This is a genomic window from Desulfosediminicola ganghwensis (assembly GCF_005116675.2).
Taxonomy (GTDB): domain Bacteria; phylum Desulfobacterota; class Desulfobulbia; order Desulfobulbales; family Desulfocapsaceae; genus Desulfopila; species Desulfopila ganghwensis.
The window spans coordinates 4,935,123-4,959,688 of the sequence record NZ_CP050699.1; the positions used below are offsets into that span (position 1 = coordinate 4,935,123).

Here is a 24,566-nt window from a genome sequence, read left to right on the forward strand (position 1 = left end):
AAAACTCCGTCTTTTCCGACGCGACTGATTCGTTCCGGCATTTGCCAACCTCTGCCTAAAGGAACGTTACGATATTACTCCAATCCCTTTTTTCCTGGTTGAGAAAACTCAACAGCAGTTCTTCACTGGCCAGACAATCAACCAATCTGTTTTCGGCACCCTCATCCTGGAGGAGAAGTACCAGATCATAAAAAAGTTGCGACCTGTCCAGGCAACGTTCAGCCAGCGCACGACGCTGCGGATCGCTGTCATTAATCCCCTGTTCGAGTGTCCGCTGCATTTGTTGAATGACCTCAATCGGCCGCTCCGCTGTTTTCAGGAGCTCAGCCGCCACCAGCGGAGAGTCGGCCAAAGCCTCACGTTCCGCCAGGGCCACCGATTCAACAGCAGCACCTGCGCTCAGGTCCTCACCGCCGGCCAGGAGCCGTACCAGATAGCACCTGCCTTTGGTATCCCGGGCTCCAAAAGATATGATTTTTCTGATGACCCCCGCGGGGATATCCTCCACGTTCGCCAGCAGCCTCAGCAAACCATAATCTTTATCGTCTGCCAGATAATCCGGTAACATGGAGCTACTGATTGCTGTTGTGGCCAGCCAACGGTTTTTCTCAACCAAGGTGCACAAATCTTGCCAGGCTTTGGTGTCAGCCAGGGCAAAGACCTGTTTCCAGTATTTATTTTTCATCCCGCTCTGGGATACTTTTTTCTTACCCGATGTCTTTCTTGTATTACTCATATTTGTATCACTTCATGACGTATCTGAAAGTGCCCGAACAGGCACGATTTGCTTTTTGACTCGACTTCAAAAAGAACCCGGGTGGAACCTCTGTGCTCCTTTGTTGCAGCGCCTGAAGCTCAACCCATTACACCCATACGTATTACCATTGGTCGGTAAAAATAACCACCAATCATCATCTTACTTCTGTATTTAAACCCACCAGCAACCGCTTAGAGGATCGATGCAACAATGAGTTATTTATTGTTTATGCACACTATATTATTGCCTTTACACAGCTAAAGGAGTACCTCTACTCATATGATTTTATGCATCATTCATCCAACACTAACGCATACATCAAGGAGGGTAAACAATGGCTAATTTTCTGTTTGTTCTGCGCCACAATGACAATGAAAAAGCGACCCGTTGCTTTCAATTCGCAAAGATCGCTCACTCCAAGGGGCATCTGGTAAATCTGTTTTTTATCGATAGCGGTGTCGACTGGGCGGTAAAAACCAGAGACGGAAATGAAAGAACCATCACTGGTGACTGCGTCAACGATTACCTTCCCTATCTTGTCGAAAACGAAGTCCAGGTCGGGGTATGTACCCCATGCGCCAAAAACCGTAACCTGGACGAAGCACAATTTCACTCCAATATGGCACTTGACGGCGGCCCTCACCTCATTGATATGGCAGCCGAATCTCAGGTATTCAACTTTTAACATTCCCTGTTTTCCTGCGCTCTGTCTGCATTATGAGCGCAGGAACCTGTTTTCCCTAGCACTTTCCTTCATTTTCCATCTTGCACAATCTGAGAGCCCACAATATAGTGGCGCGTGGACAAGACCCTATACCCACATACATTTATACCCATAAACGTATGTACGTTTTTGCGCACCAGTGCTGCATTAACATCACTCATCAATTCTGACCCAAAACTATAGTATGGCAATTTTTTCTTTCGTGCAGACCAAGGGTGGAACAGGTAAAACCACACTCTCTCTGGGTGTAGCCTGTTCCAGGGCTTTCAAAAAAGAGTTCGGCCAGGTTGCCCTCGTAGAACTCGACACTCAGGGGACTCTGGCAGACTGGATAGGCGAACGCATCGCGAATAAGCGTAAGATGAAAAACCTCTCCTACTTCCAGCTGGCCGGGCTTGATCTTGATGCCCTGACAAACAAGCTGCAGAAAATTATCGAAGAGCATGAAGCGGTTATTCTCGATGTACCTGGTGAATCAATCGGCGGGTTTGCCACCAAGCTCGCACTCAACCTCTCTGATCTGGTGCTGGTGCCAATGCGAACCTCCACCAACGATGAAGCAAGCTTCGGTAGAAATCTCTGGCCTGTGATCCAGGAAGGGTTGCAGATCAACAGAGCTGACTTTGCAATAATACCAACATTTGTGCACCCCCAATCTAACGTTGATAATGTGCGGAGCTATTTTGTCAGTATCATGCCAGACCAGGTTTCATGTCTGAAATCAGTTCTCCCAAGCAGGTCGACCTTTGAGAATTTCAACAGGGACGGCATGACACTTGAAGAGTATTGCAGCAGCGTCAGGAAAAACAATCGGCAGTTCAAACAGGCCCAAAACGCAGCCAAAGACATAGAAAAAATTGCCCTAGAAATCATAGCCCACAACCAGGGAGCATAGTACATGGCGTTACCTAAAAGTGCCAAAAGGATCGTTCCGGATATCAGCAGTGCCGTGCAACGCGCGGCAGGCTCGGGGAACAGTCCCCAAAAGGGTGTGAAACAAGACAATACGGATACTCCAAACCGGGGCGGCCGCCCCAGTCCCCGGGCCGGCAACTCTGTACGCCAAACACTTCTGTTAACTGAAGATACAGCAGAAAGGCTAACCATGGCCTACGCCGGTGAGCAGAACAAGCGTAGAAAACTTGGTCAGAAGCTGGACAAATCGTTTTTCATTGAAGAGATGGTTGTAGCCTGGCTTGATAAAAACAATTATTAACGCCATTCTGTTATCTCAAGTGCTACAATTCATACCAGCCATTCAGCCGATATCCGTTTTATGCATATATTGGCTGGATGGTTCTCTGACCATGCTTCATGCAATTTCTCTTGGCTATAGCTCGCCGCCTTATAGTATGCTATCTGGAGTTGATGCGGTCAGCCTGATTTGACCGTGATCATTCCGTGATTCAACCGGCTAACACCCGGCAGGGCATAAATCCGCACACCGTAAACAGCCATATCGCTCAACCGAAAGTTTGGGACCCGAAACTGCCAGACCTGATGATACATTCAGGTTAGTATCGAGTTCTCCTTTCACTCGCCCCCTACCGAGGCCCACAGCTTCACATTGCCCAGCCTCGGTTCAAGCACAATGTTGTTGTCAACCGGAGGTATTCCAATGACAGTTATCCAGCACGATTTTCGTAAAAAAACTGAACAGGATGTCTCCAGTGACACTCCCAAAGTCATCCCGGGTTACAGACTCAAACTGGAGTTAGGCTTTTCGTCTCCACCTGTCTGGCGGGAATTGGATCTCTGCGGCTCATTATCTCTCGGTGACTTGAGCAAAATAATACAGATCTGTTTCGGCTGGAACAATGAACCGGGCCATCTTTTTCTTGTTGGGAAAATATTTTACGGGCCCCGAACTGCCAATGGCAGGCAAGATATTGGTGACGAAGCCAAGACCAAACTCTATCAACTTGAAGATGTGATGCCTTTCATTTTCACCTATCTGCACGATCACGGCGGGGGCTGGGAATGCGAGATCACCCTGCAGGAAATATTTACCGAAGGTGTTAACTCACGCCAACCGGTGCTGCATGATAGCGATCGTGCCAACCCACCTCTGGGCATAGATGATATTCATGAGTATATTGAACTACTCAGACAAATTGAACTCGAACCTGCTAACCGTAGACCCTTGTTAGCCCGGCACGATATACAGCCCGATTTTGATCCGGCTCATTGCGACAATGACGCGATAAATACGCTGCTGGCGTCATTCAACCCATGAGCGGTACCTATGCTCATGGCAAACCAGCGACACCGAAAACTTTAACTTTTGAGAATCGAATGCACTACCTGAATCCGATCCAGATCGAAACAACTCCCACGCCTGACAGCGCTGTCATCCTGCTGCATGGTCTTGGGGCTGATGGCAATGATTTCGCACCCATTATTCCCGAATTGCAATTACCTGACGACATCGGAATCCGCTTCATCTTCCCTCACGCTCCAAGTATGCCGGTGACTATAAATGGCGGATTTGTCATGCCTGCCTGGTACGACATTCTGGAAATGAACATTGACCGCAAGGTGGATCATAAACAATTAATGGCCTCTGCCGGTTATATCGACGACCTTATTGAAGAACAGGTTAAGACAGGTATCCAGAGTGAAAGAATCATCCTTGCCGGTTTTTCCCAGGGAGGGGCTGTAGCATACCAATGCTGCCTTTCATCCAAACGCTCTCTTGGCGGACTGCTTGCGATGTCCACGTACTTCGCCACCAGTGATGACATTCAACTGAGTGAGGCGAATAGAAACATCCCAATAGAAATACATCACGGCACACATGACCCGGTAGTCCCCGAGGCCCTGGGTAAAAAGGCACATACCCTGCTCCAACAAAAAGGGTATGCTGCAAACTATCGCAGCTATCCCATGGAACACAGCCTGTGCCTCGAACAAATACAGGACATTTCTGCCTGGCTGCAGCAAACTCTGAAGAAATAATCCACCACAGGGATTACCTGTTAGCTTGCCGCCTCCGGCAATTATGATATCTTTAAAAACAGTACAGGAACCAGCCCGGAACTCTCATCAGGACAGGGGGACATTATGGCAAAATCGGGCTGGGACCAGTCGGGAGTTCGACGAACGGATTGATACTACTTTAATTTTCGATCTTCCAACTGGCAAAATTGTATAGGGCTCTTCCCATTCCCGTTATGATGACTGCCAAATTTGCCCCTATTCCTCACCAGTTCTTGCTGAGTTTCAAGGGTAATGAACATTTTAAACAGCATAACTACCGCAACCTGTAAGCGGCTATTCTGCTTATTTTGTGACGTTATAGCGGCAGGTAATTAATTCCAGCATAGACCAAAACAGCTATGAGCAAAGCTATCAGATAGACCTGATACGTGAAGAGACTTGTAAAGAATGAACGGATCAATAAATCCATCTTGTTTTCAATAGTGGCAGTCCCCTGTTTAACTTTCAATTCATTGCGGGTTAGCTGCCCCCATGCCTTTTTTTTATAAAAAATTGGTGTAAAGCCGGCAAGCAAAGCATAACCAACCGCAACACCAAAAAATGAGTACAGAAACACCTCTAGAAAATTCAACTCCATAGAGTAGCTCCTCCTTTTTTATAGAACATAAAAAGACATCTTTGAGATTGGTTAAAAGTTCTGAAATGACCAATCATATTGAGAATAGGTTCTAAAACGCGAAATCAACCGCTACACACTTTTCTCTAACTTACAATTCCATTCATACCATGTATTTGAGTTGTTGAAAATTGAATTCAATCAAGGCAGAAACAGTTCATCCGAAACGTAAAACAGAGACAAAGAAGCCTATATGAAGTATAGGATTTTAGTAGAATTATTAAAATAGCGCAGCTTCCATTCCGCATCCGTCCACGAGGAGGCATTTCTTATGATTACACCAAACTGCCGACCACTTCTTATTGGCAGCCTACCAATTACCAATCATCAGCAAGCCGCTGACATTATACTTCGTTACACACCGGAAATACCTCTTTGGCCACAACTGCCGAAGAATCCTCGCGAGGGTATGGTCCGACAATTTCTCACAGGATTTCCAGGACTGATAGACAGCAATAAAGGCTTCTGGATAGACACCGAGGCAGAGGACTTCGCTGTTTCCATGACAGCCTTTTATGAAGAATATATGGCTGTGGAAGCAAACCACGATCTGCTGAAAGATTCTCGTTTTAGACTGGCAGCAGATAGCGCATCGGGATTTTCTGTCTTACTGGATACCCTTCACTTGCGCAAGCACGATTCGTACACGGTTAAAGGACAGGTTACCGGGCCGATAACCACTGGCATTGGCGCTAAAACCGGACAAGGAGAATCTATTTTTTATGATGACAACCTCAGGGACATGCTGGTCAAACATCTCACGATGAAAGGATGCTGGCAGGCCAGGCAAATCCAACAGCGAGCCAAGATAAAAACTCCGATCATTTTTATTGATGAACCTGCAATGGTGAGTTTCGGCTCGAGCGCCTTTGTTGGTATTACCAGAGAATTGGTTACCGAATCTATGTCAGAAATTATTTCCGGCATAAGGGCAACTGGCGCCCTGGTTGGTGTCCACATCTGTGCTAATGGTGACTGGGCTCCTGTTCTGCAATCAAAGGCAGATATTATTAGTTTCGATGCGTATAGTTATTTTGAAAATTTGCTTCTCTTTAAAGAGGAGCTTACCAGTTTCCTCCAAAGAGGCGGTATTCTTGCCTGGGGAATTGTTCCGACCGGCGATCCTGAAATCATATCCAAAGAAACTGTTACATCACTGCTCGACAAATTTAAAACCCAACTCAACCAACTTACCGCCTTAGGATTTGTAAAGGAGAGTCTCCTTCAACGGGTCTTCATAACTCCTTCTTGTGGAACCGGCTCACTGCCTTTGAATACAGCTCTGGATGTTCTTGAAATGAACAGCACACTCTCTTATGAGATACAGAAGAAGTTCATGACTCCATGAATGAGAATTGCTGTATTCTCTCAAATCGAACCTTTCGGGTGGGAATCAGGGATAACCTCACGTCATATATAAAAGTCGTATTTCATTCACTTAGCTGCCAAGCATTATTTTCGATATCCATGAGATAACCCGGCATGCGAACCAGCGTGGACTGCGCAGAAGGACCTTGCCCGCTCAGCTTTCTGACCTTTAAGACTATTATGTATTTCATTTTCACTGCTGCCCTCTGCCTAAAGGTTATATTCCCCGTCAGTGATGTGAATTCACTAGTGTAACTCCATAAATTGCCCTACTCAGGATATCATATTGAATAAGAATCTATACATCAGGAATATTTTCAAGCAGACCAGGTAATCCTATTCGTGGTCCTTCCCCTAAAAACACTCATTTTTATATAGTATCGACCGACATAAGTTGTAATCCAGCGCTTCGTTGCATGGAGAATTCCAAGCACAAAAGCCCAAAACCAGCAAATCTTATATACTGTTTTATTACAGATTTTTAAGAAACATATATGAATCACTAGCCTTCCTTTTGCCTGCCAACGCACTTGGCCCGGCAGCCCCTATATCGCGCAACTACCTCTAAATATGAAAAAAATATATTTCCTGTCTTTAATAAAGGTTCAAAAGTACATTGTAATTGTAATCTTTTCGAATCACTTTTTTAAAATATAGACCCGTTTACAGTAATATTTTCCTTGAAAATTTCTTGCATAGTTGAAAAACTATATTATCATTAAGAAATATTTCAGGCCCGATTCATACACAACATTTTATAAGGATATATCATGGAAGAATTCATCAAAGTTATAACCCACGCACGTCGTTTCAAAAGTGCAACCAAAGAAATGACAATCGAGCAACTTGAAGAAATTAAAGCCAAGCTTGATAAGATCATCGAAGACAGATTGGAGCAGGAAGAAGAGTTTAAACGTGCCGATGCAGAGCGTCTTGAAAAAATTGCGAAATATCGGGAGATGATGGCAGCCGATGGCATTAAATTAGATGATCTGGTAACCGACGCACCAGTCAAGAAAGGTAAAAGAGCACCAAGACCACCTAAATACGAGATCATGAATGAAGCAGGTGAGCGTATTACCTGGACAGGTCAAGGTCGCATGCCAAATGTCTTTAAAGCACGCGTAGACGCAGGTGAGTCCCTGGAGAACTTCCTGATCAAATAAGGATGTTCCTGACCTAGGTACTGTTGGTCACAGACACAAAGCCGTTCCCTCTATCGTCTGAGTCATTCGTGATAGAGGCTGAATGGCTTTATTTTTTTGAAGCAACACCGTATTTCATAAAAAGCACCAGCAGTTACGTCAGCAAAAGACGCGGAAAAAAGCACCTTCAAATAATAAGATTGATAACAACTCATCTCAATTACGCACCTGCATATCTCCACGAAAACAGTTTCACATTGCGACTTCCCATTCCCGTAATTTTTTACGACTCTCCCTCCAATCTGGCAAAAACGCTTCAACCAATCCCCAGAATCGGGCATTGTGTTTCCGCTCATGTAGATGCACAAGTTCATGGACCACTACATATTCAAGACATTCAGGCGGCAACTTGGCAAGATCCAGATTTAGCCAGATCCTTCGCTTGACGATGTTACAACTCCCCCACCGCGTCTTCATACGGCGTATTCTCCACTCATTGAGTTCAACCCCAATAACCGGCAACCAACTCTTAAGCAATTCAGGTATTTTCAACTTAAGATGATACCGATACCAGCCATTGACGAGATTCTCCAACTCACTAACCGATAACACATTCTTTGATTGAACAATGATTTTGCCATCATCATGGAAATTCAGACTATCTTTTCCTGCGTTATAGCGTACTTCGACAGGATATTTACATCCCTTAAAGAATATTTCGGCATCGGTATTCTTTTTTGTTTTATTTTCGGCTACTTCACGTTGTAACAAGGACTGTTTTTCACATATCCATTGATATTTCGCTCGAATGAGTTCAATTATTGTGTAATCAGATACCCCCACTGGTGCGGACACAACAACATTGCCCGCTGGTGATTTGATCCGAAGATTAATGTTTTTAATCTTTTTCCAGAAAACCTCCACCTGGATATTATCGACTTTAATAGTCTTGCTTTTCACAACTCGAGGCCTTCTCACGTATCTCACTTTAAAAAAATTATTGGATTTTCACTGTTATGCGGCAAAGACATTGTAGGTGCAATCCAATTAAAACCAATAATCTGTACCACATCCTTTTGACGCCCTTCAACAATTGCCGGACCCCTTCAACGAACTACACGAAAATCGACACAATACCCCTTTAGTTTCCCACACAGTGCTCATACCCAAGCCATTGTCTTCAAGCTTTTCAAACCATATTGAACACTGGTTTCACATCTTTTCAAGCAATGTTCGACGGAATAATTCTTACAACTTTACAGGAAACGACACTCCCAAAACACAAAAAAGCCCAGCTTGAAAACAAACCGGGCAAAGTCAACTCAGACGAAGATACCCTCCTCATGGGTGAAAGAACCACAATACTCAACAATTTTGATCCGATCTACCTCGTATTAAATTAAACCTTTCCAACTATAAAATTGTATCTAATTACCACAAAACTTCAGTTTAAGATTTGTGAGGGGATAGGAGAAAGGGGGGAGGAGGGAACTACATCATAAACGGCTCTAATTTATTACATTGCATTTTTTGATTTAATATCAGGTAAATAAGTTAACGAGAGTATTGGTTCAGCATACACCGCTTATACGCCTGACTCCTGGTCACTCCCTGCTTGAGCCTCGGCGGTCATCAAAATGAATCTTAACCAGGCAGATTACGAAGGCTTATAACCACAAAGGTCGAAGCTGAGATCGCTTGAACTGATGAGACGCTGGGGAGGGGCAGATAGCCTGTGTATTATGCCATAGAAGAACTGTGTGGCAATTTTACCAGTATACCATCGTTCTCAGTCTGCACCTTCGCACTGACTTCCGCGATAATCAAGGCCAGGGATCTATCTTCAGGCAGCTTTGAAAAGTTTGCCCCCTGTTGTGCAGTTACCTGGAATCGTAAAACCGCAACTTCTTCTTCATCCTCAGAGCGATACACCTCGCACTTCACGACACTACCAGCACCAGCTTCCTGGTATAGATGCCTTAAACAGAGATAGATGAGAGTATACACCATCTGCGGTTTTGTGGTTATAATCACCGGGTCCACGCTTTCCAGGCCCACAGAAATCTCCGAGGAGTCCGCCTTACGGCCCGTCAGGGTTATCATTACCTGCAGAGATTCAACGAGGTCTATCGCTGCCACAGGCTCATCACCGCTATGGGCGAACCTGTTCAGCTTTTTCATCAGGTTATTGGTTCTTCGCACTTGAGAAGCTATTGAAGTTACAGATCGTTTAACCCGCTCGGCAGGTAATTCACCGTCCTCTCCGACCATCAATACCAGATCATCCAGATAGCCTGCATTCTCGTTGATCACAGCTAATGAATTATTCACCTCGTGAGTAACCATTGCCGATACCTCAGCAACCACATCAAGGCAGACTTTCTCTGCAGTATATATTCCACTCATGCTTTCTACACCCATGTTATTGAACCAGCATTTGATCGATATCCAATCTGCCAGGAAGCTGTAATTGCCAGATCATCCCTGCCGGTGAGCATCCCGAACCACTTCAATCAACTTATTCAGGTCAACCGGTTTCATAAGATAATCAAAAGCACCCAGCTCCATCCCTTCTCTTCCAGCTTCGAAAGAACCATGCCCTGTAAGAATTATCACCTTGAGGTCAGAATATTTTTTGCGTAGTTGAGCCAGTACTTCCAATCCATCCAGATCCGGCATTTTCAAGTCGAGCACCATCACATCCGGCATTGCCTCCTCAACTGCTGCAATGGCCTCTGTCCCACTCGCAACGGTAGTAACGTCGAAGTTCCTTAGCTCCAGTCGAGCTAACAGAGTTGCAGCAAACTCTTGTTCATCATCAGCAATAAGAAGTTTGATTTTAGGGGGCTCAGCCTCATTCAATCCTGATTCAGACATTTTGTGTTTATCATCACTTGTAGAGTTCATCCGCACCTTCATACTGATTCATTATTAATTGGTAAAGTAATTGTGAATGCTGTCCCTTTTCCAACCTGGGATCTTACGGTGATATCGCCACCTAGCTTCTTCACCAGACCATAGGTGATTGAGAGACCGAGGCCAGTACCTTTGCCTTGTTCTTTCGTGGTAAAAAACGGCTCGAAGATATGTGCAGCAACCTCCTCCGACATGCCCGCCCCATCATCCTGTATAACTACCCGAATATCTCCGGCTACCACATAACTGTTAATGGAGACAAGGCCATCTTCACCGATGGCATCAATGGCATTGTTAATGATATTCAGGAAAATCTGCTGTAACTGAAACTTGTCACTCCTGAGCAAGGGAAGATCTTCATTTTTTTGCAGATCGACAGTTATTCTCTTTTTCACCATTGAGTTCTCAAGAAATTGCAGAACCTCGGTCAGCACGTCACAGACCTGAAGAGTCTCCAGCCTGTTATCACCCCGGCGAGCGAAACCAAGCAAGCGATGGGTAATAGTTTTACAGCGCCCTACACTGGTATTGATACCTTCAAGATTTTTCAGGATCACACCCTTATACTGAAAATCTTCCCCCATAAGCAGCAGGTCTTCAATCAGCCCGGACTTTTGATCGATTATAGCAAGCGGGTTATTTATCTCATGGCCGACACCGGCAGCCAGACGACCGATTGAGGCAAGCTTATTGGTGTGTTCGGCCTCTTTCAGCATCGTCAGCTGTAACTCATCTGTTTTCTTTATCATATCAGTCAGTTTTTCAACCAACACAACGACCACCAGAATACCGGCCAGCATACAACTGAAAACAATGAGAAACAGTTTCTTTCTGAAATCCTGCCACTCTTCCTGCTGCAAATAGTGCTTTTTGAGAATGACCACAGACCAAGGCGTATCTTCAATGATGCCGATAGCCTCAAAGACATTTGCACCATCATCTAAAATGCCGGAGCGAATTCCCGCAGGTATTTCCTGACTGAAACGGGACAGGGTTTCACCATAGAACCTGGAAGAGGTCTGGAGAATTCCTTCATCGTCCACCAGAAACACGTCATCGGTAGCTGCGGTCTTTATAGTGTCTATGAATTTTTGCAGAGTCGATGAGTCGATGGTCGCTCGCAACACCCAGACCTGTCTGGTAACCGGGTCGATGGCACTTACTGCCACTGCAAAATGAGCGGCTTTGCGAAAACCTGTGGTTACCCGACTAATATGAACACCGCCATCAGCGATATCCCTGAACCACTTTTCATTGTGATAATCAGTGCCAGTCAATCCGTACGGACCGCTATAGGCTTGCTGGATTCCGTTGGCGTCGATTACCCCCAGATCTGCAAAAAAGCCGTAGTGGTACTGCATCCTCGATAGCAGTTCCTCCAGGTTTTGCTGATCGAGCAGCTCACCATAGCGATCCCCCTTTGTTGTAAACTGGATAGCGGACTTAAGACTATCCACCATATGCTCTATAGAGTTCGTCGCACCGTCAAGTTGCCACTCAAGTTGTTCACGCTCCGATTTCTGTAGCAGGTCTTTATAGTAATAATAACTGAGGCCTGCCACCATCAATAACGGTACCATGGCAATGCCCAGCATCGCTGCCATAAGGAGCGATTTCAGCTGCCGGTAATTTCTCTCTTTGGTCCCGAGATCCACCGGGCCCCGCATTGAATCTGGAATGAAGGCATCCAGCTTGCCTAAAATCTTCCGTATGCTCATAGGATTCCAAGAGCATCACTTTCATCGAGCACAATGTCACCTTGGCCAAGTGTCCCATCAAGCAGAAGTTGAAATGCATCCTCCCATCTTGCGATGACACCATCTTTTACCACAATTTTTTTCCAGACAAGGAAATTATAATGAATCTCCTCTATTCCTCCGCAGATGACATCGCTGATATGCTCTTCGATTATCATGTGGCAAAGTTCCTCATCTGAAGGCTTTTCCATAATAATCGTCTTGGGCTCACCAATAACTTTTCCATCTTCAAATCTTGCCACATACACCTCAGTGGCAAGATCAAACCGCGGGGCAACATAATCGCCCTGGATCGGCATTAATAGTTTTCGCATACCAGTTCAACCCGAAATTTTAATTACTGTGCTCCGGGAGGCTGTCAAAATGAACATTTTTCCCAACCCGGTATTATCGAGAGATAGGTTACTGATCACAACAAGAAGCATATGACTTCAATCTTTTTCTCTCGACACCTTGATTTGTAAAAACTCGTAGTACTCCGGCAACCCCTAAAGCAAACCGTATTTTTTCATCTTTCTCCACAGCTTCATACGGCCCCACCCCAGTTGCTCAGATGTCGTCGTGCGATTTCCACCATTGGTAAGCAGAGCGTCAACAATCATCTGCCTTTCGATATCGCCCCAGCTCTCATTGCCATTGCCACTGCTGCCATCCGTTATGCCGATCGCGGGTTCCAGCGCAACTGCGGCCTTAACCTGGGCCTTGGAATCGGGCACACTTTCCGGCTCTGTTGTAACCATTTCAGACACAATCAGCTGTTTATCGAAAATGTAGGGCGGGAGATTCTGGTCACTAATCTTTTTGCGCTTACAAACATTTACTGCATATTCTACTATATTTCTTAACTCCCTGACATTGCCGGGGAAAGCATAGGCAGAGAGGATCTGGCTTGCCAATGGCGTAAAACCAACAATGTTTTTACCAAGGGCTTTATTGAATTTCTGCAGAAAGTGATCCAGAAGATAACGGATATCAGATTGACGCTCCCGGAGTGAAGGCAAATGGACGTGGAGAACATTAAGCCGGTAAAACAGGTCTTCTCTGAATTCATTTCGTTTCACCTGTTCCCTCAGCGGTCGATGAGTAGCCGCAATTATACGGACGTCAACCTCCACACTCTGCTCACCACCTACCGGTATAAACTTGCTATCATCCAGTACAGACAGCAGTTTCACCTGCAACGGCAGTGGCATATCACCAATTTCGGTCAGAAACAGAGTACCACGGTCAGCAAGCTTGAACATTCCCTGCTTATTCCTGGTCGCACCAGTAAAAGCGCCCTTCACGTGACCAAAGAGTTCGGACTCGAGCAAATCGGTCGGTAGCGCACCGCAATTCACTTTAATGAATGGATACCTTGCCCTGCTCGATTCTGCATGGATAAGCTCTGCTATCTTATCCTTGCCGGTTCCTGTCTCACCGGTAATCAAAACAGAAGCATCTGTCTGCGACATGAGTGGAATCATGTCGAATACTTTCTGCATCTGAGGACTGTGCCCTATCAATTCCTGAGATGCGTAATTGTTTTCGACAGCATCGCCCTCACTGGCTCTGCCGGTGGTATCCTCGACAATTACCAGCAGACCGAGACTCTGCTGTGCATCTTTTATACGGGAAATATGATAAAGCGTGGGAATCTTTCGCCGAAAGCGATTGAGGATGTCACCGGTCACCGACATCGGTTCACCGGTTTGCAGGACTTTGTTGTAATTCTGGCCCCTGGTATTACCGGCATTGCTGCGCACCACCAGCTCGCCATGTACCCCGCGTACGTTTTCAATGGCGTACCCTGTTATGGCCTGCATAAGCCGGTTCATGGCCTGAATACGCGACCTGTCATTCAGGATCATTGCAGGATACGGGATACCTTCCAGCATTGTCAGGTAGTCAGGAGTAAAGAGCACAGCCATTTATACAGCTCCTTAATTATACAAAAGCCGGATGCACCTCTGACAGGAAGTGCATCCGGCTCTATTTACCAGGATTTGCTCTTGAGGATCTTTTCTATTTCCTCTTGAGATTTTTTTTGCAGGATGAGTACCCGCTTTTCTTTCGCGTCTTGGATTTTCTCCATCAGCTCACGAATATCAACTGGTTTTTCAAGAAAATCCTCTGCTCCGAGCTTCATAGCCTCCACGCCAGCCTTGATGCTGCCGTGTCCGGTGAGGATGATTATCTCGGCATCGGGATGTTTTTCCTTTATTTTTTGTAATGTTTCAAGACCATCCATACCAGGCATAGCCATGTCGAGTATTATTGCGTCAAAATCTTTCTGGTCGACAATTGCAACTGCCTCTTCACCTCTTGTCGCCGTGCTTACTTTAAGATCCCGCGCTTCAAGTCTATTGGCAAGAACTGAGAGAAATTCCTCTTCATCATCCACCAGCAGCACTCGTGTATTCAGTGTATGCTCCATTTGGTTCTCCTCTTCAAACTCATCACGCTATGCCACAGCCTGCATCCTCTCTGCCATGACTTTCTCGTTTGCAGCCTTTATATTAGCTGACAACTCCCCTATATCAACCGGCTTATTCATGTAAGCGAACGCGCCAAGTTGCATGCAATCCATCATATCCTGGTGGGTTCCGTGACCTGTAAGGATAATAACCTCTACTTCAGGGGCCATCTCTTTGGCGCGACGCAGCACTTCAATTCCATAGATACCAGGCATTTTCAGATCCAGCACCATAACATCCGGACGATCTTCGGCGATAACATTCAAGGCCTCTTCGCCATTGAATACGCCATACGTACCTACATCCCTGCTGATCAATCGTTCGGAAACAGTCTGAACAAACTCTTTTTCATCATCGACAAACAATACTTTTGATGGCAAATCGAATTTCTGCCGTCTGTAAATAGAATCATTGTACTCAGGAGACTTCTCAACCACTACCTCTTTAACCGCATCAACCTGATTTGTAACGATTGTTTTCAACTCATTAACCAGCTTGGTGAAATTGAGAACCGATTTTTCAACCTTCAGCTTCACCAATCCGTCTTTAACAAAGACCTTCACCTTGTGACCACTATTTAAAAGCGCGAAGTTCACCCTGCATTCGTGCAACAGATCCTCTGCTTCGAGTTGCGACTCGCTGGTCCGTAACACTGAGGTTTTGTGGAAGTACTGGGATACTACAGAGACAATTTCTTCTCTCGACTTTCCTTCAAGAGGCACAACCAGATCATACAGTGAAGCATCATACGCCTCTTTCTTGAAAAGGAAATCCGTAAGGTAGTACACTTTGAGATCGTCGTTGCGAATAATTTTTTGAGCCTCTTTCTCAGAAACCTTACCCTCAACTATCGCATTATCAATTCTCGACTGCTTGGTGTCGGCCAGAAGTACCTTGAGCACATGGGAGATTTGATCGGATATCAAGAAAGAAATTGAACCTGAAAAAAGAAATTCTTCTTTACTAACCAGTTTTTCTCCGAGAACTGACTTAAGCTGATTGACCAACTTCTCCCTTTCAAGAGTAAACTGATTAAACACTGAAGTCTTGCCATAGAGCGCCTGCTCAAGTTTATCAATACTGGTTCCGTACCTTCTGGACGTATCGGCAAAAAGATCATTATCTTTGTAAAGCGTTAGATCGAGTGATTCGGCAATATCTTTGACGACATCACTCGCCGGTATAGATGTGCATGGGTAAATAGCTATTGATGACATAGAGAACCTCTCTTTTGTTTTATAATACGTCTAGTGGACAGATACATTGTTTAACCATAGCTAATTCACCATATGCATTCTCCGTGCCAGATACACCAAACCACATCAACCGCTCTTTAAGAGCTTGAACTAACCCATGATTCTACAACACTTAACTTCTGCAAACACCCGGCTGCAAAACGCTATCTCTCGTCCCCACCACCTTCAGATACAACCTTAATCATCTGGAAAGATATTAATTATCTTTTTATTACACACTCCCACGAACTCGTCTGCCTCTTCAACAGTTCCTCTCTCAAAAAATACAGAACTCTTCTTTGGCTTACCCAGGGTACAACCAGGTTTGATTCCCCTGACGCACTCCTCACACAACAAAATAATACACTTTGTAACGACATGCTATATTGTGTATTAAAATGTTTCAATTTGCCACTTTTCTTTTCCAGAGAAGCACGCCTACCAGAAATCCAGCCACCCGGCTAGTGGCCACATCAGCTTGTTTTCATTATTTTTATTTGATTTGTTAGTGACATGGCATGCTGGTTGCTACAAGTGAGCAGTATCCGGTAAAGAGCAACACAGCGATACCGTATAGATATAAATATTGGATTACTCCTTTTTCAAATAAAAGCGATTGAGGGAAGGTATGACGGACAAAACTACAGCACGTGTTCTTTTGGTTGATGACGAAGTGAACTTCGTAAAAGCGCTCTCTGCACGATTAAAGATGAGGGATCTGCGTGTCAATACTTCTACAACAAGAGAAGACGCTTTCAGCAAGGTTGAAAGACAGGAATACGATGCCATAGTAATGGACATCTCTTCTCCGGATAGCCTTACCAGTCTTGAGACCACGAGAAGATTAAAAAAAATCGATCCAACCATACCTATAATCGCTCTCACTCCCTATGGTTGCATCGAGATTTCTGCGAAAGCTCTCAAGGTTGGCGTCTCCGATTTTCTCCAGAAACCTGTTCAGGTCGGTAAACTCGTGCAGAAAATTGCTGCAGCGACACTTCACCGAAGAAAAACAGGCAAAAGGAAGAGTTCGAGTCCAGTTCTTCCTCAGATTATGCCAAGTTTTAGTTAAAGCTTTATAGAACTATTCAAACAGGGAGCTGCATTTTGAAGATAGATATCTCAATTGTCAGGGAAATATCAATCCCCTTAGGGACCTACCCATATATAGAAAAAGGGGAGTCGTTGAGCAAAGGTATCGATCTGCTCACTGGGAATCGATCTGAAACAGGCTGTCGCATACATTTCGACAGCCTGTTAGTAGTAAACGAAGCGGGTGAATATATTGGCCAGTTTGAACTTCGGTCAATATTAAAGAATTTTTTTGGCCCTGCTATAGAACCCCTCGCTTCACATTTTCCACTCAAAGACAGAGACTCCTACGCAGACACCATTGTAGCCATAGATGATTGGTTCAAATGTGAATGTCAGCGTAAATCAACCACCACCATTGGAGAATATCTGTCTGTCCCGCAAACCCTGCCATCCGTGACGCCTTCATGCCACGTGCTTGAAGCGCTGGATCACCTGCTTAGAACGGAGAGCAGCGTATTGCCAGTAATAGAAAACAACGTATTGCTCGGAGCTGTAAGGCTCGAGGATGTCTTTACAGCCCTCGCTGCCGGCTTCCAGCCTGAGTTCAATGCGAACTATACATTTACTACTGAAGGATAGTCTTATGAGTGAAACAACAACACAAATCAAAAATCAAGCTGTCTCTTTCGATGTGCGGCGCCTGTTCTTTATGTTCCTTGGAATCGGCCTTTTTGCGCTCATCTACTGGTGTCCGCCATGGCCTGATGCCCTCGACCCATTAGGTGAAAGTTATACTCTGAGCCGTGAGGCAAAAGGTGCGCTTGCCCTTTTCGTTCTTGCAGCAACATGGTGGGTTTTTGAAGTTGTACCCATCGGTGTTACGAGTCTTACTATCGGTGCAGTACAGGCCCTTTTCCTCATCAGGCCTGCCGGAGTAGCCTTTCGTGATTTCATGGCTCCTTCCGTTCTCTTCATCTTTGGCTCAATTGTCATTGGTATGGTCTTCACAAAAACTGGCCTTACCAAAAGAATTGCCTACAAAATGCTGTCGATTATAGGCAACAAAACCAGCCTGATCTACCTTGGATGCTTTGTCATGACCGCCTTGATGACGCATCTTATGGCTCATACAGCTGTTGCGGCGACAATGTTTCCGCTCCTGATGACCATTTACGCACTGTACACAGACAGTGACGAACCGACCAAATTTGGCAAAGGACTCTTCATAGGCATGGCCTTCGTTGCCGGCGCAGGCAGTATTGTCACCCTGCTCGGTGCCGCACGAGGCGTTGTCGCTCTCGATTTTTACAAAGATATTATGGGAGTTGAGATTTCTTTCTTTGAACTCACCATGTACATGGCCCCCGTAGGCTGGCTGATGGTTTTTCTGCTCTGGGGCTTCACCATGATCTTTTTCAAACCAGAAAAAGCTGAGATTGAAGGCCTCAAAGAGCGCTCCAAACAGATGTATAAAGACCTTGGCAGCTGGACCAAAAATGAACTCATAGCACTTGCAGTTATCCTGGGCACCATTTGCCTTATCGCATTGCAGAACTTCATACCAGCGCTGTCCAGCCTTGACAAGACCGGGCTTATGCTGATGTCAACCATTGCCTTCTTCCTGCTCAGGATCCTTGATATTGACGATCTCGAGATGATTCCCTGGAACATTATCCTGCTCTTTGCAGGTGCCATGTCGATCGGATACTGCCTGTGGGAGACAGGAGCAGCAAAATGGCTGGCGGTCAACTGGCTGCAGCTTTTCGCCGAAGCACCCGCAATCGTTTTTATCATGGGTATGGCCTTCTTCGTCATGATGATGACCAACTTCATCATGAACGTTGCTGCAATCGCAATTTCACTGCCTGTGGCTCTGGTTATCGCTCCATACCTCGGAGTATCCGGAGAAGTAATTCTCTTCTCCTCCCTGGTTGTAGCAGGTATGCCATTCCTGCTACTGGTAGGAGCCGCACCTAATGCAATTGCCTACAACTCGAAACAATTTACCACCGGCGAATTTTTCTTGTACGGCATACCTGCCTCAGGCCTGCTCCTCGCGGTCACCTGGCTTGCCGTCACAGTTATCTGGCCCCTGATGGGCATGACCGTCAAGGTACCAGTATAAAGTGAGCTTCACGCATCTGCCGATGTATCAACCGTTGGCAGGTGCGCGAACCCAAAACAGAGACTCATAAGACTATGAATATCCCAATTTTAGATTTTGCCCTTATCTGCTTACTGCTGCCAATTATCCCGGTCATCGGCATAATGGTTGGGCAATATATACATAAGCTGTTCGGATTACATCAAGATGCACAAGGCAATAGGCCTCCCACCTGGCAGGAGGAAGAACTGGTTCGTGTCCCTGCTGATTCTTCTTCCTGTCGGGTTTTTCGTCGCAGAAAACCGAACATGTACAATTAATTAACTTATTTGAGGCACTTATGTTACGTATCGGTCTATTTTTAGCCACTAACCTCGCAATTCTCGTTCTCCTGGGAATTGTAATGACCATCTTTGGGCTGGACAGCCGCAGCACTTCCGGTTTGCTGGTAATGGCCCTGATGTTTGGTATGGGTGGTTCCTTTATCTCACTCGCCATGTCCAAATGGATTGCCAAAAAATCCACCGGCGCCCAGGTTATAACCAACCCACAGAACCCTACCGAGAAGTGGCTTTATGATACCGTAGCCAGAATGGCTAAGGAAGCTGAGATCAATATGCCGGAAGTGGCAATTTACGATTCTCCAGACATGAATGCTTTTGCCACTGGTATGAAAAAGAATGATGCCCTGGTTGCCGTTTCCACCGGGCTTCTCTCCAATATGTCACGCGATGAGGTCGAAGCAGTACTCGCCCATGAGATAACTCACGTCGCCTGCGGTGACATGGTGACAATGGCATTGATCCAGGGTGTACTCAACACCTTTGTTATCTTCATCTCACGTATGATTGCCAATGCAATCAACACTTTCATGAGCGATGAGGAAGGAGGAGGCCTCGGCTTCTTCGGTTATATTGCTGTAACCATCGTCTTAGAACTCGTTTTCGGACTCTTTGCTTCCATGATCTCCATGTGGTTCTCAAGAAGACGTGAATTCGTCGCTGATAAAGGTGCTGCATATCTTACCAGCAAAGAGAAAATGATTGCTGCACTGCAAAGGCTGCAGACCCACCAGTTACCTTCGAACCTTCCTGAGCAGGTTGCCGCGTTCGGCATCAGGCCTCGTGAGGGTGGAATTGCAAGCCTTTTACGGAGCCATCCGAATCTCGATGACCGCATTGCGGCATTGCAGAAGCTCTAATCCTACCCTTCTGTGGGGTCCCCCACAGATCCCCTTTCTTTAAAGCCAAAACACGATAGCCAACATACCCCTCCAGTCGCCTCTTCGGAGGCGGCTGCCTACCCTGGCCCGTCAGTAAAACTGATAACACAAACCTCTGGCGGGCCAGCCTTCTCCTATAGCATTTCTACGTAGGTTGATGCTTCCTGAATGAGCCCTGATGAGCCGTTTAACTCTATCCCAACCCAGGCTCATTAACTGAATTGGTCATCAATCGATACAATTGTAACTTTTACCCGGCATACATGAGAACTGCGCGCTATTCCCATTCTCCAACAGGCAGCCAGGCGATCCCCATAGCCCCCGGCCCGATATGACTACCCACTGTCGGCCCGAATGAAGTTTTAAGGATGTCAAGGTCAGGAAAGGTCTTCAAAATCATGTCGCGCAAGGCAATAAGTTCCTTATCAGTATCTGCCCCACTTACTCCTATGCGAACCCTGCCTCTGACTCCGGCAAGCTCTTGGGTCATGTAATCAACCAGCTTTCGTTTCGCTCTGTTGCCGCCGAAGCTTTTTGTTTTTGCGCTCACAACGCCATCTTCCATGCCCAATATCGGTTTAAAGCCGAAAAAGGAGCCAAGCTTTGCAGAACCATGACCAATCCTTCCACCACGTGCAAGATAATCAAGGCTGTCCACCATGAAAAATGCCCGGACTTTGTCAGCCAGCAACTCTATTCGCTCCTTCACAACATCGATCGGCTTGCCAAGCCGTATTCCCTCAGCCGCCTCCAGAACCAAAAGCCCGCTCCCAATTGAGACGTTTTTGCTGTCCACCAGTTCGATACGGAACTGTTTATCGAGATTCGTATTCCCCTTTCTCTGCTTCAGGTACAGATTGTAGTTATTCACCACCGCCTGTCGTGCCATCTCAAAAGTGCTGCTCATTTTTTTGGACATAAAAATCCCGAGGATATCATATTCAGCGATATGACTGCTGAAAAGACGGTGGAAATCCTCAATTGACGGTGGTGTGGTCGAAGGGAAAACGTTCACTGTTCTCAGTTGACCATAAAATTGCTCAGGAGTTATATCGAACCGATCAAGGTACTTCTTGCCATTAATAATCACCGACATTGGTACCATTACAATATTTTTTTCCCGGATAAGATCGACCGGCAAATCAGCACCACTATCAGTTATCAGCAGGATCGGAGCTTTTCTGTCACCCATGAGCTCTGCTCTGATTATTTTTTCTGCTACCAGTCCATCCAATAACTTCTGGATCTCATCAGATGAGGCCAGGCCACTGCTTACTACTTCCGCTTCCGTTCGTCCTGCACCTATAAAATCGAGTAATTGCCTGACTCTTTCATCGTTCATCCCCTGAACAACTTCTCCCATCTCCACCGACGATCCTGCAACAACACTGAAAATTCGACCCATTTTTTGACTCCTTTCAGCGAAACAGCTTTACATCCCAGACAGGGATATTCCATCGAACAGTTGAAACTTCGAAAGAGTTGGTTCGCACCAACCTGACACAAACCACAACATAAAAACCCGCACCTAGTTCCAGTTTACGTTAAGAACAGCTTACAAGATTTTTGATTTAATTCAAATATTTCATTGATATATCTGGTAACAATTTCCTGACACTTCATAAAATTGCAGATTTGATGATCATGTGATCGCCCGCAAACCAGAAATCAGGTTCGATGAGTATGCCGCAGCCACTGCACAACTTCATCAGGATCATTGGTTCGGGCACCTTGCTCACGTCCACAGAGAAGCCGAAGCAGCATGAACCGACACAGCCTCAGCCCAGCACTGAATATTTCGGCATATCGGCTCCAAAAAGTTCCAGCCAGGACGCCCGACTATTAATGACCTTCGCTCAGCCCTTCTTTTTAGTAGCCCCAAAGGTGCCCGCATAATACTCTGGCTCATCCTCGCCTGCATATTGAGCATGTTCATCTGGGCGTGGGTTGTCGAAATTGATGAAGTGATAAAGAGCCAGTGTAAAGCAATTCCCTCTTCCCCGCCCTTTCCATAAAGCACTATCAGCTGGCCACCTTTCAACGCACGCCAATTGCCTATATATACTACATTACAGCCAAGCCCTGCTTGTTTATGCGTTAAAACGTATATATGTACCCACGCCTATACGCCTTTGCTTTTTTTGGTATTTATGTATTTAAGCATTATGAAATATCGGTAAGTACCATGCACATCCCGATATAAAATGGTTCTGAAGCGTATCCAGACAAAAGCTCTCTATCTAATTGCTATCGAAACTTCTGTCACCTGCCTAGGATCAGCCATTATGCAAAAGTCATTATCATTTAGCATCAGCCGCTCGTTACCACCTGGCCTATCTAAACATCGAAATGGTGTTCACTCTCCCCTGCCGAAATCATATCCAGATGATCTTCAATACCCTGTAACCATTGGCTGGCTTTCAACATATGCAACAGCAAAGATAGGTGAAAATAATCCAACGGTTCATTCTAACTTACTTTTGCTGGTGGACATGCCCCCCTCCATCATTGCATAATGTTTTCCAAAGAGGTATTGAACGTCAATTTCGAACAGATTTCGATTACATATCTGTGCTTATAGATAGTAACTTCAGAAAGGCTGACAACATACTCCTTACGTTTATACGTATCGCCACCAATACGCTCATACCATTATACCTTTTTACCTTTTTACCTTTTTACCTTTATCCTTTTTTACACTCTTACCCACATACGTGTTATCTGATCTTTTGGGTATCTATTTTCACACCGTCTGGTGCGCATTTACCCCCTCTATCATGAGAGATCTTCTTCGACCATTACAGACCAGATTTTCCGAAACTTGCTTTGAATTCTAAAATTAAACAGCTTGATGCTGCTCCATCTTAAAGTTATGATTATTGAGTGATTTTATTTCCCTTCCGAAACCCAGCGGGTAACGGTCAGGAAAAAGGCGTGAGATAACCGGGGCAGAGGGACTCTACGTTGGCTGCTAAGGCTCAACAACTCACGACGCAAGATGTTTGAATGACAACCGGCACAGACGGGGTGTCCCCCTCAACCCTTTCTGGTACCCCTTACATATTTTTGAGCGAAGGATTGGTGGTAACCAAAAGCAATAATTTCTGAATATATTTTCTACCAACACCCTGAGGAGAGAAAAGATGACACACAAATGTTTTTCCTTGTGGTTGGCACTCACCCTGCTTTCTTTCACCTATAATGCGCAAGGGGTTGAGCCAATTCCTGATGAGTCGGGACTTAGCGGTTTTGTACGGTTAGGTGGTGGGGTAATGAACTACTCAAACAACACCATCGCAGGAAATTCATTAATGGATGTTGGCACAGACACCATATTCAATCTGGACGAAACACCAGATTCAGAAACTACAGGAATAGGGGTTTTCAACTTTGAACTTGGTTGGACATTTGCACCACAACGTACTCAGATTGTACTAGGATCAAACATCGAAGATGTGGCCCGCCTGGATTTTTCACAGCAGTTGGCGGTAAAGAAAGAGTTTGCAGACAAGAGTCTGGTCTCAGTTGGTATTCTCTTTACAGGATTTCCGACTGAGGTATATGAAGACCCCTTCCTCACCGGATCTCCCCGTCGGGAAACAGACCGCACTTCATATGGGGCACGAATCGCTTACGACAGCTTTCTGGATTCAAACTTTGAAGTTCGCTACTCATTAAGAAATATCGATATAGATGATGAGAGAAGCGGCGATTCTCTCGATCTTACTCCTCAGGAAAGATCTCTTTTACAACGTGACGGACTCAGGCACGTGTTTGACCTCAGTTACCGCTACAGGTACGACGGTAAAAATTTGTTTGTTCCTACCATATCATTTTTCTACAGTGACAGAGATGGTGATGCCATAACTCACTGGGGGACTGATTTTCAGCTTACATACATCTTCAAGGACGACCCTTTTACAGCGGTTATCAATGGCCTGATAGGTTTTGCAGATTACGACGAAACGAACCCTGTCTTCAGCAAAAGCCAGGATGATGACCGCTACGGGATCTCCGGCCAATTTTATTATCGGCAGCCGTTTGGCCTTACACCTTTCGGCAATCAGGATTTCAGTCTGTTTTGCAACCTCTCCTATTTTCTTGTGGAGAGCAATATAGACTTTTATGAAACAGAGGTTATCCTCGCCACAGCAGGAGTCATGTTTCAATTCTAAAGAAAACTGGCTGTATGGCTGCCAATGAGCTGTACAGCCTGTTTTTCTATGTGCTA

General features: G+C 45.5%; 25 protein-coding genes. 14 read left to right on the top strand and 11 right to left on the bottom strand.

What is annotated here, in order from left to right:
- Positions 1-55: 55 nt before the first annotated feature.
- Positions 56-736 carry a hypothetical protein gene (locus tag FCL45_RS21185; protein WP_136797015.1) on the bottom strand — a complete coding sequence of 227 codons (681 nt, stop codon included), beginning with the start codon at positions 734-736 and terminating at the stop codon, positions 56-58.
- Positions 737-1,091: 355 nt separating this feature from the next.
- Here FCL45_RS21185 and FCL45_RS21190 point away from each other — a divergent pair, with 355 nt between their 5' ends.
- From FCL45_RS21190 to FCL45_RS21210, 5 genes are all read left to right on the top strand, one after another.
- Positions 1,092-1,442, top strand: coding sequence for a DsrE family protein (locus FCL45_RS21190; RefSeq protein WP_136797016.1), 351 nt, complete (start codon positions 1,092-1,094; stop codon positions 1,440-1,442).
- A 223-nt stretch (positions 1,443-1,665) separates the two neighbouring features.
- Positions 1,666-2,376 carry a ParA family protein gene (locus FCL45_RS21195; protein WP_136797017.1) on the top strand — a complete coding sequence of 237 codons (711 nt, stop codon included), beginning with the start codon at positions 1,666-1,668 and terminating at the stop codon, positions 2,374-2,376.
- Between the two features lie 3 nt (positions 2,377-2,379).
- Positions 2,380-2,697, top strand: coding sequence for a hypothetical protein (locus tag FCL45_RS21200; RefSeq protein WP_136797018.1), 318 nt, complete (start codon positions 2,380-2,382; stop codon positions 2,695-2,697).
- A 402-nt stretch (positions 2,698-3,099) separates the two neighbouring features.
- Positions 3,100-3,717 carry a plasmid pRiA4b ORF-3 family protein gene (locus FCL45_RS21205; protein ID WP_167495740.1) on the top strand — a complete coding sequence of 206 codons (618 nt, stop codon included), beginning with the start codon at positions 3,100-3,102 and terminating at the stop codon, positions 3,715-3,717.
- Between the two features lie 59 nt (positions 3,718-3,776).
- Positions 3,777-4,439, top strand: coding sequence for an alpha/beta hydrolase (locus FCL45_RS21210; RefSeq protein WP_136797020.1), 663 nt, complete (start codon positions 3,777-3,779; stop codon positions 4,437-4,439).
- A 337-nt stretch (positions 4,440-4,776) separates the two neighbouring features.
- On the opposite strand, the gene FCL45_RS21215 is transcribed toward FCL45_RS21210, so the two are convergent.
- On the bottom strand, positions 4,777-5,058 hold the full coding sequence (locus tag FCL45_RS21215) for a hypothetical protein (RefSeq protein ID WP_136797021.1): 282 nt from the start codon (positions 5,056-5,058) through the stop codon (positions 4,777-4,779).
- Between the two features lie 310 nt (positions 5,059-5,368).
- On the opposite strand from FCL45_RS21215, the gene FCL45_RS21220 reads away from it, so the two are divergent.
- Together FCL45_RS21220 and FCL45_RS21225 are read left to right on the top strand one after the other, a co-directional pair.
- A complete protein-coding gene (locus tag FCL45_RS21220; protein ID WP_136797022.1) occupies positions 5,369-6,445 on the top strand; it encodes a uroporphyrinogen decarboxylase/cobalamine-independent methonine synthase family protein in 1,077 nt (358 codons plus the stop codon).
- 790 nt (positions 6,446-7,235) lie between these two features.
- Positions 7,236-7,631, top strand: coding sequence for an H-NS histone family protein (locus tag FCL45_RS21225; RefSeq protein WP_136797023.1), 396 nt, complete (start codon positions 7,236-7,238; stop codon positions 7,629-7,631).
- A 231-nt stretch (positions 7,632-7,862) separates the two neighbouring features.
- Here the strand turns inward: FCL45_RS21225 and FCL45_RS21230 are convergent, their stop codons facing one another.
- The 8 genes from FCL45_RS21230 to FCL45_RS21265 form a co-directional block, all read right to left on the bottom strand.
- Positions 7,863-8,570 carry a M48 family metallopeptidase gene (locus FCL45_RS21230; RefSeq protein WP_167495741.1) on the bottom strand — a complete coding sequence of 236 codons (708 nt, stop codon included), beginning with the start codon at positions 8,568-8,570 and terminating at the stop codon, positions 7,863-7,865.
- Positions 8,571-9,350: 780 nt separating this feature from the next.
- Positions 9,351-10,016 (bottom strand): sensor histidine kinase, encoded by a 666-nt coding sequence (locus tag FCL45_RS21235; protein WP_136797025.1) that lies wholly within the window; start codon positions 10,014-10,016, stop codon positions 9,351-9,353.
- Between the two features lie 72 nt (positions 10,017-10,088).
- A complete protein-coding gene (locus FCL45_RS21240) occupies positions 10,089-10,517 on the bottom strand; it encodes a response regulator (RefSeq protein ID WP_228721392.1) in 429 nt (142 codons plus the stop codon).
- 8 nt (positions 10,518-10,525) lie between these two features.
- Positions 10,526-12,244, bottom strand: coding sequence for a sensor histidine kinase (locus FCL45_RS21245; protein ID WP_136797026.1), 1,719 nt, complete (start codon positions 12,242-12,244; stop codon positions 10,526-10,528).
- Positions 12,241-12,597: a hypothetical protein gene (locus FCL45_RS21250; RefSeq protein WP_136797027.1), complete on the bottom strand. Its 357-nt coding sequence runs from the start codon at positions 12,595-12,597 to the stop codon at positions 12,241-12,243. The genes FCL45_RS21245 and FCL45_RS21250 overlap by 4 nt, the downstream gene beginning before the upstream one ends.
- A gap of 174 nt (positions 12,598-12,771) precedes the next feature.
- Positions 12,772-14,193, bottom strand: coding sequence for a sigma-54 interaction domain-containing protein (locus FCL45_RS21255; protein WP_136797028.1), 1,422 nt, complete (start codon positions 14,191-14,193; stop codon positions 12,772-12,774).
- Positions 14,194-14,258: 65 nt separating this feature from the next.
- Positions 14,259-14,699 carry a response regulator gene (locus FCL45_RS21260; protein ID WP_136797029.1) on the bottom strand — a complete coding sequence of 147 codons (441 nt, stop codon included), beginning with the start codon at positions 14,697-14,699 and terminating at the stop codon, positions 14,259-14,261.
- A 27-nt stretch (positions 14,700-14,726) separates the two neighbouring features.
- Complete coding sequence (locus tag FCL45_RS21265; RefSeq protein ID WP_136797030.1) at positions 14,727-15,956, bottom strand: response regulator; 1,230 nt, start codon at positions 15,954-15,956, stop codon at positions 14,727-14,729.
- A gap of 646 nt (positions 15,957-16,602) precedes the next feature.
- Here FCL45_RS21265 and FCL45_RS21270 point away from each other — a divergent pair.
- From FCL45_RS21270 to htpX, 5 genes are all read left to right on the top strand, one after another.
- On the top strand, positions 16,603-17,046 hold the full coding sequence (locus FCL45_RS21270; RefSeq protein ID WP_136797031.1) for a response regulator: 444 nt from the start codon (positions 16,603-16,605) through the stop codon (positions 17,044-17,046).
- Between the two features lie 35 nt (positions 17,047-17,081).
- Positions 17,082-17,648 carry a CBS domain-containing protein gene (locus tag FCL45_RS21275; protein WP_167495742.1) on the top strand — a complete coding sequence of 189 codons (567 nt, stop codon included), beginning with the start codon at positions 17,082-17,084 and terminating at the stop codon, positions 17,646-17,648.
- Between the two features lie 4 nt (positions 17,649-17,652).
- Complete coding sequence (locus FCL45_RS21280) at positions 17,653-19,134, top strand: SLC13 family permease (RefSeq protein WP_136797033.1); 1,482 nt, start codon at positions 17,653-17,655, stop codon at positions 19,132-19,134.
- A 74-nt stretch (positions 19,135-19,208) separates the two neighbouring features.
- On the top strand, positions 19,209-19,433 hold the full coding sequence (locus tag FCL45_RS21285) for a hypothetical protein (protein WP_176360080.1): 225 nt from the start codon (positions 19,209-19,211) through the stop codon (positions 19,431-19,433).
- Positions 19,434-19,453: 20 nt separating this feature from the next.
- A complete protein-coding gene (gene htpX / locus FCL45_RS21290) occupies positions 19,454-20,314 on the top strand; it encodes a protease HtpX (RefSeq protein WP_136797034.1) in 861 nt (286 codons plus the stop codon).
- A 298-nt stretch (positions 20,315-20,612) separates the two neighbouring features.
- On the opposite strand, the gene FCL45_RS21295 is transcribed toward htpX, so the two are convergent.
- A complete protein-coding gene (locus FCL45_RS21295; RefSeq protein ID WP_136797035.1) occupies positions 20,613-21,740 on the bottom strand; it encodes a DegV family protein in 1,128 nt (375 codons plus the stop codon).
- Between the two features lie 880 nt (positions 21,741-22,620).
- On the opposite strand from FCL45_RS21295, the gene FCL45_RS21300 reads away from it, so the two are divergent.
- Positions 22,621-22,851 (top strand): hypothetical protein, encoded by a 231-nt coding sequence (locus FCL45_RS21300; protein WP_167495743.1) that lies wholly within the window; start codon positions 22,621-22,623, stop codon positions 22,849-22,851.
- Between the two features lie 627 nt (positions 22,852-23,478).
- Positions 23,479-24,510, top strand: coding sequence for a DUF2860 family protein (locus FCL45_RS21305; protein WP_136797037.1), 1,032 nt, complete (start codon positions 23,479-23,481; stop codon positions 24,508-24,510).
- Positions 24,511-24,566: the final 56 nt, after the last annotated feature.

What these genes read in the sequence shown, in the direction of transcription:
- FCL45_RS21185 (WP_136797015.1), bottom strand. Translation starts at nt 736, where the DNA reads ATGAGTAATACAAGAAAGACATCGGGTAAGAAAAAAGTATCCCAGAGC.
- FCL45_RS21190 (WP_136797016.1), top strand. Translation starts at nt 1,092, where the DNA reads ATGGCTAATTTTCTGTTTGTTCTGCGCCACAATGACAATGAAAAAGCG.
- FCL45_RS21195 (WP_136797017.1), top strand. Translation starts at nt 1,666, where the DNA reads ATGGCAATTTTTTCTTTCGTGCAGACCAAGGGTGGAACAGGTAAAACC.
- FCL45_RS21200 (WP_136797018.1), top strand. Translation starts at nt 2,380, where the DNA reads ATGGCGTTACCTAAAAGTGCCAAAAGGATCGTTCCGGATATCAGCAGT.
- FCL45_RS21205 (WP_167495740.1), top strand. Translation starts at nt 3,100, where the DNA reads ATGACAGTTATCCAGCACGATTTTCGTAAAAAAACTGAACAGGATGTC.
- FCL45_RS21210 (WP_136797020.1), top strand. Translation starts at nt 3,777, where the DNA reads ATGCACTACCTGAATCCGATCCAGATCGAAACAACTCCCACGCCTGAC.
- FCL45_RS21215 (WP_136797021.1), bottom strand. Translation starts at nt 5,058, where the DNA reads ATGGAGTTGAATTTTCTAGAGGTGTTTCTGTACTCATTTTTTGGTGTT.
- FCL45_RS21220 (WP_136797022.1), top strand. Translation starts at nt 5,369, where the DNA reads ATGATTACACCAAACTGCCGACCACTTCTTATTGGCAGCCTACCAATT.
- FCL45_RS21225 (WP_136797023.1), top strand. Translation starts at nt 7,236, where the DNA reads ATGGAAGAATTCATCAAAGTTATAACCCACGCACGTCGTTTCAAAAGT.
- FCL45_RS21235 (WP_136797025.1), bottom strand. Translation starts at nt 10,016, where the DNA reads ATGAGTGGAATATATACTGCAGAGAAAGTCTGCCTTGATGTGGTTGCT.
- FCL45_RS21240 (WP_228721392.1), bottom strand. Translation starts at nt 10,517, where the DNA reads ATGAACTCTACAAGTGATGATAAACACAAAATGTCTGAATCAGGATTG.
- FCL45_RS21245 (WP_136797026.1), bottom strand. Translation starts at nt 12,244, where the DNA reads ATGAGCATACGGAAGATTTTAGGCAAGCTGGATGCCTTCATTCCAGAT.
- FCL45_RS21250 (WP_136797027.1), bottom strand. Translation starts at nt 12,597, where the DNA reads ATGCGAAAACTATTAATGCCGATCCAGGGCGATTATGTTGCCCCGCGG.
- FCL45_RS21255 (WP_136797028.1), bottom strand. Translation starts at nt 14,193, where the DNA reads ATGGCTGTGCTCTTTACTCCTGACTACCTGACAATGCTGGAAGGTATC.
- FCL45_RS21260 (WP_136797029.1), bottom strand. Translation starts at nt 14,699, where the DNA reads ATGGAGCATACACTGAATACACGAGTGCTGCTGGTGGATGATGAAGAG.
- FCL45_RS21265 (WP_136797030.1), bottom strand. Translation starts at nt 15,956, where the DNA reads ATGTCATCAATAGCTATTTACCCATGCACATCTATACCGGCGAGTGAT.
- FCL45_RS21270 (WP_136797031.1), top strand. Translation starts at nt 16,603, where the DNA reads ATGACGGACAAAACTACAGCACGTGTTCTTTTGGTTGATGACGAAGTG.
- FCL45_RS21280 (WP_136797033.1), top strand. Translation starts at nt 17,653, where the DNA reads ATGAGTGAAACAACAACACAAATCAAAAATCAAGCTGTCTCTTTCGAT.
- FCL45_RS21285 (WP_176360080.1), top strand. Translation starts at nt 19,209, where the DNA reads ATGAATATCCCAATTTTAGATTTTGCCCTTATCTGCTTACTGCTGCCA.
- htpX (WP_136797034.1), top strand. Translation starts at nt 19,454, where the DNA reads ATGTTACGTATCGGTCTATTTTTAGCCACTAACCTCGCAATTCTCGTT.
- FCL45_RS21295 (WP_136797035.1), bottom strand. Translation starts at nt 21,740, where the DNA reads ATGGGTCGAATTTTCAGTGTTGTTGCAGGATCGTCGGTGGAGATGGGA.
- FCL45_RS21300 (WP_167495743.1), top strand. Translation starts at nt 22,621, where the DNA reads ATGCAAAAGTCATTATCATTTAGCATCAGCCGCTCGTTACCACCTGGC.
- FCL45_RS21305 (WP_136797037.1), top strand. Translation starts at nt 23,479, where the DNA reads ATGACACACAAATGTTTTTCCTTGTGGTTGGCACTCACCCTGCTTTCT.